Below are 16,318 nucleotides of genomic sequence, written 5' to 3'. Positions count from 1 at the left end.
TTTGCGCGCATGTGGCGTCCGGCTCGTGAAGCTGGGATGACAGTCGGCCTGAATTCCCGACGAAATCGTCGGCCGGCAAAGGAATCTTCGCCGGCCGCCCGTCCCTGTCGAGCGGGTCGGTTCAGCAGGGCATCAGGCTCTGGATCTGGTGGAGGATGTCCTCACCGGTGCAGGGACGCGAAATGAAGCGGGCGCCGGCCGGAATTCGCTCCGGGTCGGGCGCGGCGCGGCCCGATACGATGACGATCGGCAGGGTCGGCCTCGCCTCCGACACCGCGTTGGCAAGATCGAACCCGTTGACCTTGCCGGATAATTCCACGTCCGTAATCAACCCGCAGATATCGGGGCGGGCCTGGAGTATGCCGAGGGCCCGTTCGGCGGATGCGCATTGCACCGTCTCGTAACCACCATCCTCGAGGACGTCCCCGAGATCCATGATCGTCAGGGCCTCATCTTCGACGAGGAGGATCACCGGCCTGTCGTCGTCCGAGCGCGTCGTCTCATTCACCACGATGCCCACCCTTCACCGTTTGACCCAACTTGATCCAACGATAAACATCCGTTCAGGTTGCAGGGTCCATGCGGCCAGTTTTCACGCCGCGGCATCGACCTCCAAGGTTTCGCGAACGGCATCGGCGACGGCATCGCACAAGCGGTCGAGATCGTCGGGCGGTATGGTCAGGGCCGGTGTCAGGTAGACGATGTCGCCGAAGGGGCGGACCCAGACGCCCTTCTCGACGAGGCGGCCCTTGAACGCCGCGAGATCGGGCGCGCGTTCGAACTGAACCACGCCGATGGCACCGAGAACACGAATGTCGGCGAGACCGGCGAGACCGTGCAGGGCCGCGAGCCCGTCCCGCAGGCGGCGCTCGATCGCCCGCGCCTGTTCGAGGCGCGGCTCCGTCTCGAACAGGTCCAGGCTGGCATTGGCGGCGGCGCAGGCGAGGGGATTGGCCATGAAGGTCGGCCCGTGCATCAGGGCCGCCGACGGGTCGTCGGACAGGAACGCCTCGAACACCGAGCGCCGTGCGATCGTCGCGGCCAAGGCCATGGTGCCGCCGGTGAGCGCCTTCGACAGGCACAGGATGTCGGGGACGATGCCGGCCTGCTCGCACGCGAACAGGGTGCCGGTGCGGCCGAACCCGGTGAAGATCTCGTCGGCGATGAGAGGAAGTCCATGCCGCGCGGCGGCCTCCGCCACCCGCGCCAGAACCTCCGGTGCATGCATCACCATGCCACCCGCCCCCTGGACCAGCGGCTCGACGATCACCGCCGCGAGCGTGTCGCGATGGCCGGCGAGCGTCCGCTCGAGCGCGGCGGCGCTGGCCTCGTCCCTCGGCAGATCGCAGAAAACCTGCGCCGGCAGATAAGCGCCGAAGCGTCGATGCATGCCCTCCTCGGGGTCGCAAACCGACATCGCCCCCATCGTGTCGCCATGGTAGCCGTTACGGAAGGCGAGGAACCGGCTGCGTCCGGCAATGCCGCGGTTGAGCCACATCTGCGCGGCCATCTTCAGGGCCACCTCCACCGCCACCGATCCGGAATCGGTGAAGAAGACATGGTCGAGGTCACCCGGCGTCAGGGCGGCGAGGCGGGCGGCCAGGCGCTCGGCCGGCGCATGGGTGAGCCCGCCGAACATCACGTGCGGCATGGATTCGAGCTGCGCCGCCATGGACGCGCGGATGTGAGGATGATTGTAGCCATGGACCGCGGTCCACCACGAGGCGATGCCGTCGATGAGGTCGCGCCCGTCGGCGAGCGTGATGCGCGAGCCCGAGGTGCGCACGGCCTCGAGCGGAGGCGCCGCATTCTTCATCTGCGTATAGGGCCGCCAGAGGGAATTTTTCGCGTGCGCGGGGAGCGGCGGGGCAGGCATTGAGGAGGCGGGCATCGAGGGGGGATGAGCGCGCGGAGTGGAACGGTCAAGGGACCGGGCCTCTAACCCGATCTTAAAGGCGCCGGCTGCATCGTCGGCCACCTCACCCTTCAGGCGATCGAGCCGCCTTCCTCGGGGGGCTTACTTCCGGGCCTTCCTTCGGGGGGATGTCCGGGTCCGGGAACGTCCAGTGCCTGCCGAGCGCGTGTTGCCAGCCGAGAGATCCAGCATCGCCGCAGGCCGGATGTGGGGCACGTCCCCGCTGGCCGTCGCTGTCTTCGCCGTCCTGTTCGCCGTCGCCCTGTTGCCGGTGCTGGCGACGCCGATCCCGGCCATGGTGGATTATCCCAACCACTTGGCCCGCATGCACATCCTGGTGCGCGACGGGACGCCGGCGGCCCACCCGTTCTACCGGGTGACCTGGGCATTCTATCCGAACCTCGCCATGGACCTCGTCGTGCCGCGAATCGCGCGATGGACCAGCGTCGAGTTCGCGACCCGCCTGTTCCTGCTGGCGAGCCAGATCCTCACGGTCACCGGCGCCTGCGCCATCGAGCTCGCGGTGAAGCGCCGCTTTCAGGTGAGCGGCTTCCTGGCGCTGATGGTCCTCTACAGCGTTCCCTTCGCCTGGGGCTTCGTGAATTTCCAGTTCGCCCTCGGCATCGCGCTCTGGGGCATCGCCGGCTGGATCGTCCTGCAGGACCGCGCCTGGGCGCTCCGGCTCGGGGTTCACACGGGCTTCGTGGCCCTGCTGTTCGGGGCTCACCTGTTCGCCCTCGGCCTCTACGGCTTCACCCTCGGCATGCACGAACTCTGGCGCGCCCTGACCCGGCATCCGCCCTTGCGCGAGACGCTTTCGCGCTTCCTCGTCCTGGCGCTGCCGGCGCTCGTCGCCTTCGCGATCATGCGGATGTCCGGTGGCGCCGTCGGCCAGGAGGGAACCTCCTGGAACGGCCAGACCAAGCTCATGATGCTGTTCGCGACCCTGAACGGCTACGATCTGTGGCTGTCGACCGGCGGCACGGTGATCCTCGTCGGCTTCACCGCGCTCGCCGCCATGCGAGGCGCATTCCGCCCGGTTCAGTCCGGCTCCTGGCTGGCCGCCGGCCTCGCGGCCCTGTTCGTCGCGCTGCCCACGCGCCTGTTCGACACCGCCTTCGTCGATCTGCGGGTGACGGTGGCCGCCCTCCTCATCGTTCCCGGCTTCATCGTGGTATCGCCGCCGAGCCGGGCCTGGGGGCGTCTCGCCGGAACGGTGGTTCTCGGCCTGACCCTGGTGAACGTGGCGAGCGCCCTCACCGTCGCCGCGACCTATCGGGGGGAATACGCGGCGCTCATCACCTCGTTCGGGCAGGTGAAGCCCGGTGCCCGCGTGCTCGTCGGCCATAGCGGCAGCGGCCAGGATCCGCCCCTCGGCGACCTCGCCGATTATCCGATCTACAACGCGGCCACCCTCGCCGTCGCCTACGCGGATGCGTTCGTGCCGACGCTGTTCACCTCCCTCGGCAAGCAGCCGGTCACCGTCATCGACGGGCTTCGCCACCTCGCCGTCCCCTATGGTGCCCCGACGCCGATCGCGGCGCTCCGGGACGTGGCCGAGGGCCGGCCCGGCGATGGCGTGCCGGACTATGCCCGCGCCTGGACGAAGGATTTCGACTACCTCTACGTGGTCGGCCCCTCGATCCCGAACCCGATGCCGGGCCTGCTCGTGCCGCTGGCCGCATCCTCGCGCTTCGCCCTCTATCGGATCGGGACGCCCGAACCGCGGCAGTGAGCGTCGCGTTCGCTTGACTTCGCGAAGGGGCCGGCCTCCTTCCAGTCCCATGTCCAGCACCGACAGCACGACCAGCCTGGAGACGTTCGCGCGCGATCATCTCGCCCGCCTCGACGAGACCTCCCTGCGCCGGCATCTCGTCCCCACCACGCGCGGCCCGCAAGCCGCGGCGGCGCGGCACGGGCGCAGCCTCGTCTCCTTCTCCTGCAACGATTATCTCGGCCTGTCGCAGGATCCCCGGGTCATCGCGGCGGCCCGCGCCGCGACCGCCCGCTACGGCACCGGCGCCGGCGCCTCCCGCCTCGTCACCGGCAGCCACCCGGTCCTGGGCGCCCTGGAAGAACGCCTCGCCGCCCACAAGGGCGCGGAGGCGGCCCTCGTCTTCGGCAGCGGATACCTCGCCAATCTCGGCATCGTCTCGGGGCTCGCCGGCCCGCGCGACCTGATCCTCGTGGACGCGCTCGGCCATTCCTGCCTCTGGGCGGGAGCGCGGCTCTCGGGCGCGAAGGTGATGCGCTTCGCCCATAACGACGTCGGCGATCTGGAAGGTTTGCTGGCTAAGCACCGTTCCCGTCATCAGCACGCGCTGATCCTGACCGAGCGCGTCTTCAGCATGGACGGCGACCAGGGGCCGATCTCAGAGATCCTGCGTCTCGCAGAAATCCACGATGCCTGGACGCTGGTGGACGACGCCCATGGCCTCGGCGTGATCGAGGCGGATGCCCGCGCGCCCCTCGAAATGGGCACCCTATCGAAGACGCTCGGATCCTATGGCGGCTATCTCTGCGCCTCTCGCGCCGTGGTCGACCTGATGACGAGCCGGGCGCGCAGCTTCGTCTACACGACCGGCCTGCCACCGGCTTCGGCCGCCGCCGCTCTGGCCGCCCTGGAGATCGTCGAGGCCGAGCCGGATTTCGCCGCCCGCCCCCTCGCCCTCGCCCGCCGCTTCACCGCCCGGCTCGGCCTGCCCGAGGCACAGAGCCCCATCGTTCCGATCCTGGTCGGCGAGGCGGAGGCGGCGCTCGGCGTTTCCGCGGCCCTGGAGGAGCACGGCTACCTCGTCGTCGCCATCCGCCCGCCGACCGTGCCGGCCGGGACGGCGCGCCTGCGGGTGGCGTTCTCCGCCGCGCATACGGAAGCGCAGGTGGATGGGTTGGCGGAGGCGGTGGCGGGGCACATGCCGGGGTGAGGGCTCGCCCCCTTCCCCCGGCCAGCTCGCGGAAGAGAGCGGACGGTCTTGCCTAAGACCGTCGCTCCCCGGCCCTACGCCGCCGCGTTCGCTTCGCCCGATGCCCGTTCGCGCGCCAGCTTGACCACGCCGACCTGATCGATCTTGCCGGTCCCCAGCATCGGGAGCTTGTCGAGCACCACTACCTCGGCGGGGATGGCGATCTCGGTCGCGCCCTTGGCCTTGGCGAAGGCCTGGTAGGCGGGTCGGGTGGCGCCCTTGGCTTCCGTGAACAGGATCAGCCGCTCGCCCTTGCGCGCGTCCGGCACCGCGGCCACCGCGCTGGCCGTGTCGGGCCAGAGTTCGGCGGCGATCGCCTCGATCCCGGCGAGGGACACCATCTCGCCGGCGATCTTGGCGAAGCGCTTGGCGCGCCCCTTGATGGTGACGAAGCCCTCCGCGTCGATGGCGACGATATCGCCGGTGTCGTGCCAGCCCTCCGGCGGCGGCTCCAGCACGCCCGGATTCTCGGCCCGGAGGTAGCCGAGCATCACGTTCGGTCCCTTCACCGACAGGCGACCGCCGGTCTCGATGCCGGGTACCGGTTCGAGGCGGGATTCGATGCCCGGCAGGAGCCGGCCGACGGTGCCGAAGCGGTTGAACATCGGCGTGTTGAGGGCGACCACCGGCCCGCATTCGGTGACGCCGTAGCCTTCGAGGATACGCAGGCCGAACTTCTCGCCCCAGGTCTGACGCGTCGACGGCTTCACCGCCTCGGCGCCGGCCACGACGTAGCGGAGCGAGCGCAGATCGTAGGAATGGGCCGTCTTGGCATAGCCGGCCAGGAAGGTGTCGGTGCCGAACAGGACCGTGGCGTTCGACCCGTAGATGAGCTCCGGCACGATCCGGTAATGCAGCGGCGAGGGATAGAGGTAGACCGGCACGCCGGAGACCAGGGGCAGGATCAGGCCCGCCGTCAGCCCGAAGGCGTGGAACACGGGCAGGACGTTGAAGACCTTGTCCATCGGCCCGAAATCGATGCGGGCGGCCACCTGGGCGGTGTTGGCGAGCATGCAGCGATGGGCGAGCACCACGCCCTTTGGCGTTCCCTCGGAACCCGAGGTGAACAGGATCGCCGCCGGATCGTCGCCGCGCCGGGCCACCAGGGGCTTGCGCGGGGCGAGGAGACCCCGGATCTTGTCCGCGGTGGTGACGCTGGCGCGCACATCCTCCAGGTAGACGAGCTTCACCTTGCCCTGGATCGCCTCGACCAGGCTGCCGAGGCGCCCCTTCTCGATGAAGGCGCGGGAGGTGAGGATGGTGTCGACCTCGGCCGCATGGCAGGCCGAGAGGACGTTGGCGGGGCCGGCGGAGAAGTTGATCATCGCCGGTACGCGCCCTGCGCTGGCGAGAGCGAAGAAGGTCACGGCCGCGCCGTTGGCATTCGGCAGCATCAGCCCGATGGGCTTGCCCTCGCCGGCCAGCGGCATCAGCTTCCGGCCCAGGATGTTGGCGCCCATGACCAGGCGCGAATAGCTGAGCGTGCCCGTGACCGGGTCCTCCAGCGCCGTGCGGCGCCAGCCATGGTCGGTCCCTGCCTGGATCAGGGCACTCATCACGCTGCGGTCGATGAAGGCGGTGTCGAAGACGAGATCGGACATGATGTCGTAGAGCGCCGCTCCAGCCGCGCGCCGCCGGTTCTTGCCCTTGAGCGCAGGATCGACCGTAAGCGCCACCGGCGACATCACCGTGACGATCACCTTCGGCCACCAGCGGCGGCGGACCTGTTTGCGCGACAGCCGCGAGAACGCGGTCTTTTCCAAACCCTCGATCTTCACCGGCACGACCATCGCGCCGGACTTGTCGGCGATAAGGCCGGCGCCGTCATAGACCTTCATCAGGCTGCCCGTGACGGTGAGGCGCCCCTCGGGGAAGATGATCAGCGTCTCGCCGTTCTTCACGGCGTTGATGAGCGTGCGGGTGGCGAGCGGCCGGGTCGGGTCCAGCGGCATCGCCTTCGTGACCCGGAGGAAGGGCTTCACCCACCAGCGCTGCGCGATGCCGTGGTCGATGGCGAAGACCGGCTCCTTCTCCAGCAGCGAGAGGGCGAGAGGCGCGTCGAGGAACGAGACATGGTTGAGGGCGATGATGGCGTTGGGGCCGGCCTTCTCGACATTTTCCAGGCCGCGCACTTCGAGCCGGTAGAAGGCGCGGAACAGGATCGAGAGGAAGTCGCGGAAGGCGCTCGTCGGCATCACCGCGAGCACGATCACGCCGGCCGCGAGGTTGGCGACACCGATGAGGGTGAGCAGCGCGGCCATGGACCAGCCCGCCCCCTGCAGGGCGGCGAGGCCCAGCGCTCCCGTGACCATGAAGGCGGCGGTAAGCACGTTGACGGCGCCGATCACGCGGGCGCGCTTGTCCTTGTCGGTCCAGGCCTGCACGGCGGCAAAGCAGGGAACGATGTAGAGGCCGCCGGCGATGGCGAGGCCGGCAAATGCGCCCGAGACCCGCAGTCCCGTCCCGGTGGAGAGGAAGGCCGCCGCGCCGATCGCCTCGCCGGAGATGGGCGGGAGGTGCGAGACGGTCCAGGCGAGGTCGAGGCCGAACAGGCCCATGAACAGCGCGCCGATCGGCGTCGGCAGCAGGACGATGCGTCCGCTGGCGAGCCAGGAGGCCAGGGCCGAGCCGACGGCGATGCCCACCGAGAAGATCGCCAGAAGCAGGGTGACCACGGTCTCCGAGCCGTTCAGGCTCTCGCGCACCAGGACCGGCAGCAGGGCCAGCACCACCGCGCCCACCAGCCAGAACCAGCTGACGATGAGCGAGCCGCGCCACAGCCGCGTATCGGCGTAGAGATCGCGCAGCAGCGCCACGGTCGAACGAGCGACGTTGGGGTCGATCCTGAGGGTCGGCGCCGCCTCGCCGGTGGAGGGGATCTGCCTCGCCGAGAGCCAGCACAGGATCGCGAACACCATGATCAGGGCGCTGAAGGCCAGGGCATCGCCGCCGAGCGCACTGGCGAAGCCCGCCACGATGGTGCCGAGCAGGATCGCGAGGAAGGTCGCCGCCTCGACCAGCGCGTTGCCCGCCGTCAGCTCGTTGCGTTTCAGGTGGTCGGGCAGGATGCCGTACTTGATCGGGCCGAACAGGGCCGCGACCGTTCCGAACAGGCCAAGCGCCACGAACAGCACCGGAACCGAATGCAGGAAGAACCCGATCGCGGCGGCGCCGGCGGCGAAGATCTCCGCGAATTTCAGCCGCTTGGCGATGAGCGCCTTGTCGTAGCGGTCGGCGAGCTCGCCCCCGAGACCCGACAGGATGAAGAACGGGCCGATGAAGACCGCCCCGGCCAGGGTCACGAGGATGCCGGAATGGGCGGCCTCGCCGCCGGCGCCGGACACCTTGAACAGGATCAGGAAGACGAGGGCGTTCTTCAGAAAATTGTCGTTGAACGCCGAGAAGAACTGGCACCAGAACAAGGGCGCGAACCGGCGCGTGGTCATCAATGTACGGAACATCGGGGTCTCCTCGGGGCGGACCATGACTGCCCACCCTGTAACGAACCGTCAAATCCGGCGGGTCGCCGCTTTTGAACGTCGTGCAAAAATTAGCGCGCCTCTCGGAGCGCGACAACATTGATTTTGCACGCCGTGCAATCTATGCGGCGATGACGTGCCGGGCGGCACGCGAACGAGGGGACGGGGTGGCGAAGGCGACGAAACCGGCAAAGCGCGGCACCGGCCCGAGGGGCGAGCACAACCGCGAAGAATTCGCCGCCCTGGTGACCAAGGCGGCCGAGGGGCTGGTGCGGATGGAGGGCCTTCGCGGCCTCGGCATGCGCAGGCTCGCCTCGGTGATCGGCTATGCTCCGAACTCGATCTATAACGGTGTCGGCGATCTCGACGCGGTGGTGATGCGGGTCAATGCCCGCACCCTGGAGCGGCTGCATGCGGCGCTCACCGGCGCGATCCGCCCCGATGCCGCCCCGCGCGACAACGCCCTGGCGCTGGCCGATGGCTACCTCGCCTTCGTCGCCTCGGACCCTCAGGTCTGGAGCCTCGTCTTCGAGCATTCCGTCGCGCCCGACTCGGCCTTTCCCGAGTGGTACGCCGCCGCGCTCGCACGGGCGACCGATCTCGTGGACGGGGTGCTCGAGCCGCTGATCTCGGATGCGGGCGAGAGGCGGCAGGCGGTGGCGACCCTGTGGGCCGGTCTCCACGGGCTCGCCTCTCTGTCCACCTCGAACAAGCTCGCGGTGCTGACGCCCGAGCCGCCGCGCGACCTGGCGCGACTTCTGGTCGGGCGGTTCCTGCGCTAAGCAGGGTCGCGTTGGCACGCCAACGCTTCACCTCGCTGAGGCATTGGAAGTGTCGCAGGTTTCAGGACGCGAAACCGGTGACGACTTTTGCTGAACCTGCGTAGGATTCGAGGCCCGAACCCGCAGCACGGAAGCCGGCATGGCCAAGCAATTCCCGGCTCTCGACGAGCGCCATATCGATTTCATCGCCCGGCAACGGATCGTCTTCACCGCATCGGCGGCGGAGGGCACGCGGGTCAACCTGTCGCCGCGCGGCACCGACACGTTCCGGGTGATCGACGCGCGCACCGTCGTCTATCTCGATCGCACCGGCAGCGGCAACGAGACCGCCGCGCATCTGCGCGCGGACGGACGCCTGACGGTGATGTTCTGTGCGTTCGACGGGGCGCCGACAATCCTGCGGCTCTACGGGCGCGGAGAGGTACTGGCACGAGGCGGCGCGGCTTATGCCGGCCTCCTCGCCGATGCGTTCGACGGAGGGGAGCCGCCCGGCGCGCGTCAGATGGTGCGGCTCCACATCGATCTGGTGCAGACCTCCTGCGGCTTCGGCGTGCCCCTGTTCGACTACCGCGAGGACCGTCCGACCCTCGACCGCTGGGCCTCGTCGAAGACGCAAGCCGAACTCGACGATTATCGGCGCAGCAAGAACGCGCGCAGCATGGACGGATTGTCCACGGGGCTGTTCACGGCGGATGGGGCGGACTGACGCCCTACCGCGCGTTGGGCAGGTGCACCTTCACGGAGGTCCGACCCGAGGGCTCCGCCTTCGCTCCCCATTGCGTCGCCTCGATCCCCGCATTGCCCCAGCCCGTGGCCATCGAGATGGTCAGAGGCAACAGCAGCGCACCATTGGGAAGCGGCGCGAAGCGCACGCGGATCTCGTCGTTCTCGGCCATGCGGCGCACGCTGGTTCCATTGGCGCGATGTCCGGAGATCGGCACCCAGCGCACGCGGCAATCCAGCGCCGGTCCGCGATAGGGTCCTTCCTGGACGGTCACCAGCGTGCCGCGCGACAGGACGAGATCGGCGCGGGCGCTTCCGTTGAAGACGGGGATGCGCCGCTCGCACAGAGCCGGATCGAGGGCGGCGGCGCCGAGCGGGATCGCCAGCATGGTCAGGGGATCGACGACGCCGACCTTGTCCTGCGGCGCCACCGGAACGCGGTCGGGAGCCGGGGACGGGGGTGGTTCCACGCTCTCGTCGTGCGCGCGCCCGCCCGACAGGACCATCGAGACCTGGACGGGCTTGCCGCCATAGCGGCTCTCGGTCCGAAACGTGCCGGTGAGCGCACCGTTCCGCCCCCGCTCCCCCGACGCCGAGGCCGTTCCCGAGCCATCGAAGAACACACCGGCGAGGCCGCGCAGGCCCGCCTTCAGATCGTAGCCGTAGCGTCCGGCGGATTGGTCCACGGAGAGGCTCGCCTCACCGACGGGAAGGTTGAGGAAGAAGAGGCGGTAGGTGGCGGAAAATCGCTGCGGCACGGGGTCGGCCGTTGCGGGCCCGGTCGCCGCGAGGAGCAGCAGAACCGCGCAGACACGAGCAGCGGTCCGTCCCTCTGGAGCATTACCGGAACCGGCGGTCATGCACTGCCCTCTTGCCACCATCCCTCTCTGGCGGACGTCGAGACCCGTGGCGGTGCGAACCTGCACCCTCCGCGCGAGGAGGCAATCCACGAGATCGAGGATCGCCGCCTCAGAATCCTTCCGCCTCCATCTGGCGATACACCCGCCCGTGCTCGCAATAGCCGGCGACGATGCGGGTCATCATCGCTCGCTTGTCGGCATCGAGGGGGCCGAGTATGCGGGCGGGGCGGCCGCCCCAGAGCTGGCCGCTTTCGAGGAGCTGGCCCGGATCGGTGGTGGAGCCGCCGGCGAGCAGCACGTCGTCGGCCACCACCGTGCCGGGGGCGAGCACGCAGCCGATGCCGATGAGGCTGCGGGCGCCGATGCGGCAATCGGCCATGCGCACGTTGTGCGCGATCGTGGTGTCGCGGCCGATGACCACGCCCTCGGCCCGTGCGCGGATGACCGTATTGTCCTGGATGTTGGTATCGGCCCCGATCAGGATGGGGCCGATCTCGGCGTGCAGGTCGCAGGAGAACAGCACGCTCGACCCCGCTCCGAGGGCGATCCGACCGCGCAAGCGCGCCGTGCTGGCGACGTAGACGCTGGGATCCGCATCGACCTCGTCTCCGGCACCCGGCGACAGGGTATCCCCGGTGGCTTCGCGCACCCGCTCGGCCCGCTCGGCGATCTCGGCCAGGGTGACCGGCCGCTGGGGCTTTGCCGGACTGCCGGCATAGGCGAAGCCGGCGGCGAGGTGCGAGCGCGGGAAGATGGTGGCACCGGCCTCGATCAGCACCCCATCCTCCACCGTGGCACCGTCGAGGACGATCACGTCGTCCTCGATCACCACGTCGGATCCCACCGTACAGGCATGGACCACGGCGTTGCGGCCGACCGTGACCCGGTCGCCGACGAGGGTGGGCTGCGCATCGGTGGCGATGTGGACCGTGGAGCGGTGGCCGAGCCAGAAGCGTTCGCCGATCGTCACGGTCTCGCCGTCGGCGCGGATCACGCTGTCGTCGCCGAGCCAGGCCTGTGCGCCGATCGTCGCGGCGCCGATGACCGTGCTTCCGCGCCCGCACCAGACCGGACGGGCCGAGAAGACCGGCATGATGCCGTCATGGGGCAGGATCAGCTCAGGCGTCACGCGAGGGGGTGTCCTTCGAGGCCGGTGGCGTGGACCGGGTGTTTGAGGTGCCGGGCATCCGGAGGGACGGACGTCCGGAAGGCATGGACGTCCGGAGGAATGGAGCCCATGCCGATCGAGTGGTAAGGCCGGATGCCGGGGTGGCAATGGCGACAACGATGACGAACAGCGTGGAATCACCGCGCCCACATTGCAATCTCGCGCTTCCCTTAAGGGGGATCAAACCGGGTCGCGAGCGCTTTCGCGCCCGTGAGCCAAGGAAATCGCAAGGGAATCCACGGATGTCGGCAGGCGGAATCGCGGCAGGGGCGCAGAGTGCGTCCGACATCAGCATCCAGGGCGAGGCCTTCGACGCGGCCGCGGAGATCGCGCGGCTGACCGAACGTCTCCAGGGCCGTGCCGGTGCGATCGTCACCTTCACCGGCCTGTGCCGTGACGAGGGCGGTCGCCTGACCGGCCTCGAACTCGAGCATTACCCCGGCATGGCCGAGGCCGAGATCGGCCGGGTGGTGGTGACGGCGCGGGAGCGCTGGCCGCTCCAGGCGGTGCGGGTGATCCACCGGCACGGCCTCGTCGCCCCGGGCGACGGCATCGTCCTCGTGGTGACGGCGTCGAGCCACCGCGTGGCCGCCTTCGAGGCCGCGAGCTTCCTGATGGACTACCTCAAGACCACGGCCCCGTTCTGGAAGCGGGAGCACCTCGCCGATGGCACGACGGGGGGCTGGGTCGAGGCCACGGGCGCCGACGACGAGGCCGCCGCACGCTGGGCGTGACGACGGCCCGACCGGACTTCTCTCCGCAGCATCCACAGGCGAGAGCCGCCCGCCCGCCGGACGGGCCTTGCCTATGACAGGATCGGGGCGCCCGGTGGCGCCGCGCGACGCACAGCGCGCACGGGGGCAGACAGATGCAGCACGGCACGACCACGAAGGACGAACCGGGCCCTCGGCCGGCTCACTGGTCGCCGGCGGTGTCGGGAATCGCCGTGGTGGCGTTCATCGCCCTGCTGATCCTGGCCTGGACCGCGGCCTCGACCCTGCTCCTGATCTTTTCCGGCATCCTGCTCGGGGTCTTCCTCGACGGGCTCACGCGCCTGCTCGGCCAGGTGATCGGGCTCGGCCGCGGGCTCCGGCTCACCCTCGTCAGCCTGGTCCTCGGCGGGTTGACCCTCGGCTTCCTCACCTTCGGCAGCGCGACGGTGGTGCAGCAGGGTCGGGAACTCGGCCAGACCATCGCGACACAGGCGGGGTCGGTCCGCGACCGCCTGAAACAATACGGGATCGACCTGCCGGCTTTCTCGGCGGCGACCGATACGTCGGGCGGCCAGGACGCCGATGGCGACAAGGAGAAGAAGCCGGGCGGCCTCGGCGGCCTCGCCTCGGGAGCGATCAAGAGCCCCGGCTCGCTGCTCTCCGAGGCCGGCAGCATGCTGGGACCGGCGGCCGCCGTCATCACCGGGCTGTTCAGCGCCCTCGGCAACGTCCTGGTGATCGTGTTCCTCGGCCTCGCCTGCGCGGCCGATCCCGCCAGCTATCGCAACGGCGCCGTGCGGTTCGTGCCGCCGCATTACCGCCCGCGCGCCACCGCCCTCCTCGACGGGATGGGTGAGACCCTGCGCCATTGGCTGTTCGGACAGCTCATCACCATGGCGGTGATCTTCGCCTGCATCTGGGCGGGCCTGACCTTCCTCGGCATCGGCGGCGCGCTCATCCTCGGCCTGCAGGCCGGACTCCTCGCCTTCATCCCCACCATCGGGCCGCTGATCGCGGGCGTCATCATCGTGCTGGCGGGCCTCGCCTCCGGCACCAACGCGGCCCTGGGCGCCTTCGGCGTCTACCTCGTCGTGCAGTGCCTGGAGAGCTACGGGCTGACGCCGTTCATCCAGAAGCGGGCCCTGGACATCCCGCCGGCCACCATCTTCGCCGGCCAGCTCGTGTTGGGCGTCCTGTTCGGCCTGTGGGGCATCGCCCTGGCGCTGCCGCTGATGGCGGTGATCAAGGTCGTGCTGGAGCAGGTCTATATCGAGGATACGCTCGACGAGAACGCCGAGGTCTGAGCGCGCCGCCCATCGGCGAGCGTGACGACAGCCGCGACAACAGATCTGCGGGAGCGGAAAGGTCAGGCGACCCGCCGATGAGAGTGGGATGCACTTTCCGGGTAGTATGAAACGTCATCGGCTGCTGGCACTCGACATCGATGCGCAATCGCGAATGAATTCAAATGTGACGATCCGGGGAAATACGCAGATATCCGAGTTTTTGCCTCCGGATCCCATATCTGCGCAGAACATGTTGCATTTTATACAAAAATATGTACCGTTACTATACTGCTGTAATTGCAGCTCATAGTCCGAGCCTAGATGTAAGCGTCCCGTTCCTTTATGGCCTCATGATGTTGGGTGGAACTCTTCAAAACTCGCCTTACGACGTTCTAACCCTGATCGAAGACTTCGGGATCGTCGGTTACTGGGGATGGAATTTCGTCGACGACACCCATTATTGGTCGCCCGGCCTGTGCCGGATCGTGGGCATACCCGTCGAGCTCGTCAGACCCGACTATCGCCTGCTGTTCCAGCTGATCCATCCGGACGATTGCGCGATTTGGATGGATCCTCGCTACGTCAGGCATGGCGGAACGATCCCGCCCGTCACCTTCCGCATCCTGCGGCCCGACACGACGATCTGCACCGTGATGAGCCGCGTGGAGGTGAAGACCTCCCCCGGCGGAAAACGGCTCAGCGCCCGCGGCATCCTCATCGACGTCAGCGACCGCGAGACGCTGGCGCGAGCCGAGGCAGAGCAGCGGCGGCGCGACCGGGCGATCTTCGAGACGACCCGTGCGTTCACCTCGACGACGACCATCTACCCGTTCACGAAATTCTCCGACGAATGGCTCACCCTCGTCGGCATGCCTGAAGCGGAACTCCTGCACGAACCGACGCTGCCGGTTTTGAAGGACGAGCGGCGGTATTGGCGGGACCACGGGCGGGAATCGTATCTCGCCAAGCGTCTCGTCCATACGACGCCGAACATCCGACTGGCGAATGGCGAAACCGCAACCTACCGCCTGGTGATGATTCCCATGCTGGACGAAGCGGGAAGTGTCGAAAGCTGGACCAATTTCGTCAGCCCGATCCACCTGAACGTCAGGCCCACCGGCCGCCTCCTGGCCGGTCTCGAACAACGGATCGGGTGCGAGCATGTTCGCGCTGCGCGCGCGCTCCTCGACTGGTCCATGACGGACCTGAGCAAGGCTTCCGCCGTGTCTCTCTCGACGATCCGGCGCCTCGAAGGACGCACCGACGCGGTCACGGTCGCCAACCGCAATCAGGTCGTCGCCGCCCTTCGCCGGGCGGGCATCGTCTTCTCGCTCGACGAGGGGGCCAGGGTCACGGTCGGCAAGGGCAGCTGACATCGGAAGCTGACGGTTCCTTTGAAAACCGCCGCGCATCTGCGGCCCACCGCTTTGCGCCGAGCGGTCCTCTCAGCGGGACGCGGTCTCCGTTTCCGCCGGATCGTCCATGAGCGGATGGAGATCGCGGACCATGCTCTTCAGGCGTTCGTCGAGGATGTGCGTGTAGATCTGCGTCGTCGAGATGTCGGCATGGCCGAGGAGCTCCTGCACGACTCGGAGATCGGCGCCGTTCTGCAGCAGGTGACTGGCGAAGGCATGGCGCAGCACGTGCGGGCTCACGCGATCCGCGCGGATGCCCGCCGCCGAGGCCGCCGCCTTGAGGTCGCGGGCGAAGGCCTGCCGGGTCAGGTATCCGCTCTCGCTGTCGGCCGGGAACAGGAACGGGCCGTCGCCCGTGAGATGGGTCAGGTGTTCGCGCATGGCGGCGCGCGCGAGGTCGGTGAGCGGCACCAGTCGCTCCCTTCCGCCCTTGCCCTTCACCACCAGGTAGCGCTGCTTCGTGGTGGCGGCCGAGCGCGGCAGGGCGACGAGTTCCGATACGCGCAGGCCCGTGGCGTAGAGCGTTTCCAGCAGGCACAGCATCCGCACGGCGCGCCGCCGCTCGCCCGGCCCTGCCGGGTCCTCGGCATCCGCCTCCGCCGCCACGGCCCGCTCGCGGGCGGTGCGCAGAAGGTCGTCGACCTCGGCCACGGACAGCACCTTGGGCAGAACCCGCCCACGGCGCGGTCCGCCCACGGGCGCGCTCGGGTCTGTCTCGGCGAGACCTTCCGCGTAGAGGAACTTGTGGAAGCCACGGATGCAGGAGAGGCGGCGTGCGGCGGAGGAGGCCTTCAGGCCCAGCGTCTCGAGATCCGCCAGATAGGCCCGCACTTCGCCGGCATCGGTGTCGAGCGGATCGCGCCCCGAGGCGGACAACGCGGCGAGGTAATGGTCGAGATCGCGCCGATAGGCAGCGAGCGTGTTGGCCGCGGCCCCACGCTCGGCGGCGAGCATGTCGAGATAGGCGACGATGAGGTCCGGGCCTTCGGCCCCATCCACGTCCGGTCGACTTTG

13 protein-coding genes are annotated in these 16,318 nt (G+C 68.9%); 7 read left to right on the top strand and 6 right to left on the bottom strand.

Annotated elements, in window-relative coordinates:
* Positions 1-121 precede the first annotated feature (121 nt).
* Positions 122-511, bottom strand: a complete 390-nt coding sequence (locus A3OK_RS0118340) for a response regulator (protein ID WP_026597410.1) — start codon at positions 509-511, stop codon at positions 122-124.
* Between the two features lie 81 nt (positions 512-592).
* Complete coding sequence (locus A3OK_RS0118335) at positions 593-1,876, bottom strand: adenosylmethionine--8-amino-7-oxononanoate transaminase (protein ID WP_026597409.1); 1,284 nt, start codon at positions 1,874-1,876, stop codon at positions 593-595.
* Positions 1,877-2,084: 208 nt separating this feature from the next.
* Between A3OK_RS0118335 and A3OK_RS0118330 the strand changes: the two genes are divergently transcribed.
* Together A3OK_RS0118330 and A3OK_RS0118325 are read left to right on the top strand one after the other, a co-directional pair.
* Positions 2,085-3,650: a hypothetical protein gene (locus A3OK_RS0118330; RefSeq protein ID WP_245259380.1), complete on the top strand. Its 1,566-nt coding sequence runs from the start codon at positions 2,085-2,087 to the stop codon at positions 3,648-3,650.
* A gap of 49 nt (positions 3,651-3,699) precedes the next feature.
* Entirely contained in the window at positions 3,700-4,839 is a 1,140-nt protein-coding gene (locus A3OK_RS0118325; RefSeq protein ID WP_019906349.1) for an aminotransferase class I/II-fold pyridoxal phosphate-dependent enzyme, read from the top strand.
* Positions 4,840-4,913: 74 nt separating this feature from the next.
* Here the strand turns inward: A3OK_RS0118325 and A3OK_RS0118320 are convergent, their stop codons facing one another.
* Positions 4,914-8,339, bottom strand: coding sequence for an acyl-[ACP]--phospholipid O-acyltransferase (locus tag A3OK_RS0118320; protein WP_019906348.1), 3,426 nt, complete (start codon positions 8,337-8,339; stop codon positions 4,914-4,916).
* Between the two features lie 287 nt (positions 8,340-8,626).
* On the opposite strand from A3OK_RS0118320, the gene A3OK_RS0118315 reads away from it, so the two are divergent.
* Positions 8,627-9,139 carry a TetR-like C-terminal domain-containing protein gene (locus A3OK_RS0118315; protein ID WP_036303146.1) on the top strand — a complete coding sequence of 171 codons (513 nt, stop codon included), beginning with the start codon at positions 8,627-8,629 and terminating at the stop codon, positions 9,137-9,139.
* 139 nt (positions 9,140-9,278) lie between these two features.
* Positions 9,279-9,845, top strand: a complete 567-nt coding sequence (locus A3OK_RS0118310; protein ID WP_019906346.1) for a pyridoxamine 5'-phosphate oxidase family protein — start codon at positions 9,279-9,281, stop codon at positions 9,843-9,845.
* 4 nt (positions 9,846-9,849) lie between these two features.
* Here the strand turns inward: A3OK_RS0118310 and A3OK_RS0118305 are convergent, their stop codons facing one another.
* On the bottom strand, positions 9,850-10,722 hold the full coding sequence (locus tag A3OK_RS0118305) for a DUF3108 domain-containing protein (protein WP_026597408.1): 873 nt from the start codon (positions 10,720-10,722) through the stop codon (positions 9,850-9,852).
* 109 nt (positions 10,723-10,831) lie between these two features.
* Positions 10,832-11,851 (bottom strand): gamma carbonic anhydrase family protein, encoded by a 1,020-nt coding sequence (locus A3OK_RS0118300; protein ID WP_019906344.1) that lies wholly within the window; start codon positions 11,849-11,851, stop codon positions 10,832-10,834.
* Between the two features lie 281 nt (positions 11,852-12,132).
* Between A3OK_RS0118300 and A3OK_RS0118295 the strand changes: the two genes are divergently transcribed.
* From A3OK_RS0118295 to A3OK_RS0118285, 3 genes are all read left to right on the top strand, one after another.
* A complete protein-coding gene (locus A3OK_RS0118295; protein WP_019906343.1) occupies positions 12,133-12,624 on the top strand; it encodes a molybdenum cofactor biosynthesis protein MoaE in 492 nt (163 codons plus the stop codon).
* Between the two features lie 134 nt (positions 12,625-12,758).
* On the top strand, positions 12,759-13,907 hold the full coding sequence (locus A3OK_RS0118290; RefSeq protein ID WP_019906342.1) for an AI-2E family transporter: 1,149 nt from the start codon (positions 12,759-12,761) through the stop codon (positions 13,905-13,907).
* Between the two features lie 332 nt (positions 13,908-14,239).
* Entirely contained in the window at positions 14,240-15,262 is a 1,023-nt protein-coding gene (locus A3OK_RS0118285; protein WP_019906341.1) for a hypothetical protein, read from the top strand.
* A gap of 72 nt (positions 15,263-15,334) precedes the next feature.
* Here A3OK_RS0118285 and A3OK_RS0118280 read toward each other — a convergent pair whose 3' ends face one another.
* On the bottom strand, positions 15,335-16,303 hold the full coding sequence (locus A3OK_RS0118280) for a site-specific tyrosine recombinase XerD (RefSeq protein ID WP_019906340.1): 969 nt from the start codon (positions 16,301-16,303) through the stop codon (positions 15,335-15,337).
* Between the last annotated feature and the right edge of the window lie 15 nt (positions 16,304-16,318).

Origin of the sequence: Methylobacterium sp. 77 (assembly GCF_000372825.1) — a bacterium.
Taxonomy (GTDB): domain Bacteria; phylum Pseudomonadota; class Alphaproteobacteria; order Rhizobiales; family Beijerinckiaceae; genus Methylobacterium.
Note: the sequence above shows the minus strand (reverse complement) of the source record. Positions and strands in the feature narration are given on the sequence as shown.

Coding starts and splice junctions, on each gene's coding strand:
- A3OK_RS0118335 (WP_026597409.1), bottom strand. CDS start 1,876: ATGCCTGCCCCGCCGCTCCCCGCGCACGCGAAAAATTCCCTCTGGCGG.
- A3OK_RS0118325 (WP_019906349.1), top strand. CDS start 3,700: ATGTCCAGCACCGACAGCACGACCAGCCTGGAGACGTTCGCGCGCGAT.
- A3OK_RS0118320 (WP_019906348.1), bottom strand. CDS start 8,339: ATGTTCCGTACATTGATGACCACGCGCCGGTTCGCGCCCTTGTTCTGG.
- A3OK_RS0118310 (WP_019906346.1), top strand. CDS start 9,279: ATGGCCAAGCAATTCCCGGCTCTCGACGAGCGCCATATCGATTTCATC.
- A3OK_RS0118305 (WP_026597408.1), bottom strand. CDS start 10,722: ATGACCGCCGGTTCCGGTAATGCTCCAGAGGGACGGACCGCTGCTCGT.
- A3OK_RS0118295 (WP_019906343.1), top strand. CDS start 12,133: ATGTCGGCAGGCGGAATCGCGGCAGGGGCGCAGAGTGCGTCCGACATC.
- A3OK_RS0118290 (WP_019906342.1), top strand. CDS start 12,759: ATGCAGCACGGCACGACCACGAAGGACGAACCGGGCCCTCGGCCGGCT.
- A3OK_RS0118285 (WP_019906341.1), top strand. CDS start 14,240: ATGATGTTGGGTGGAACTCTTCAAAACTCGCCTTACGACGTTCTAACC.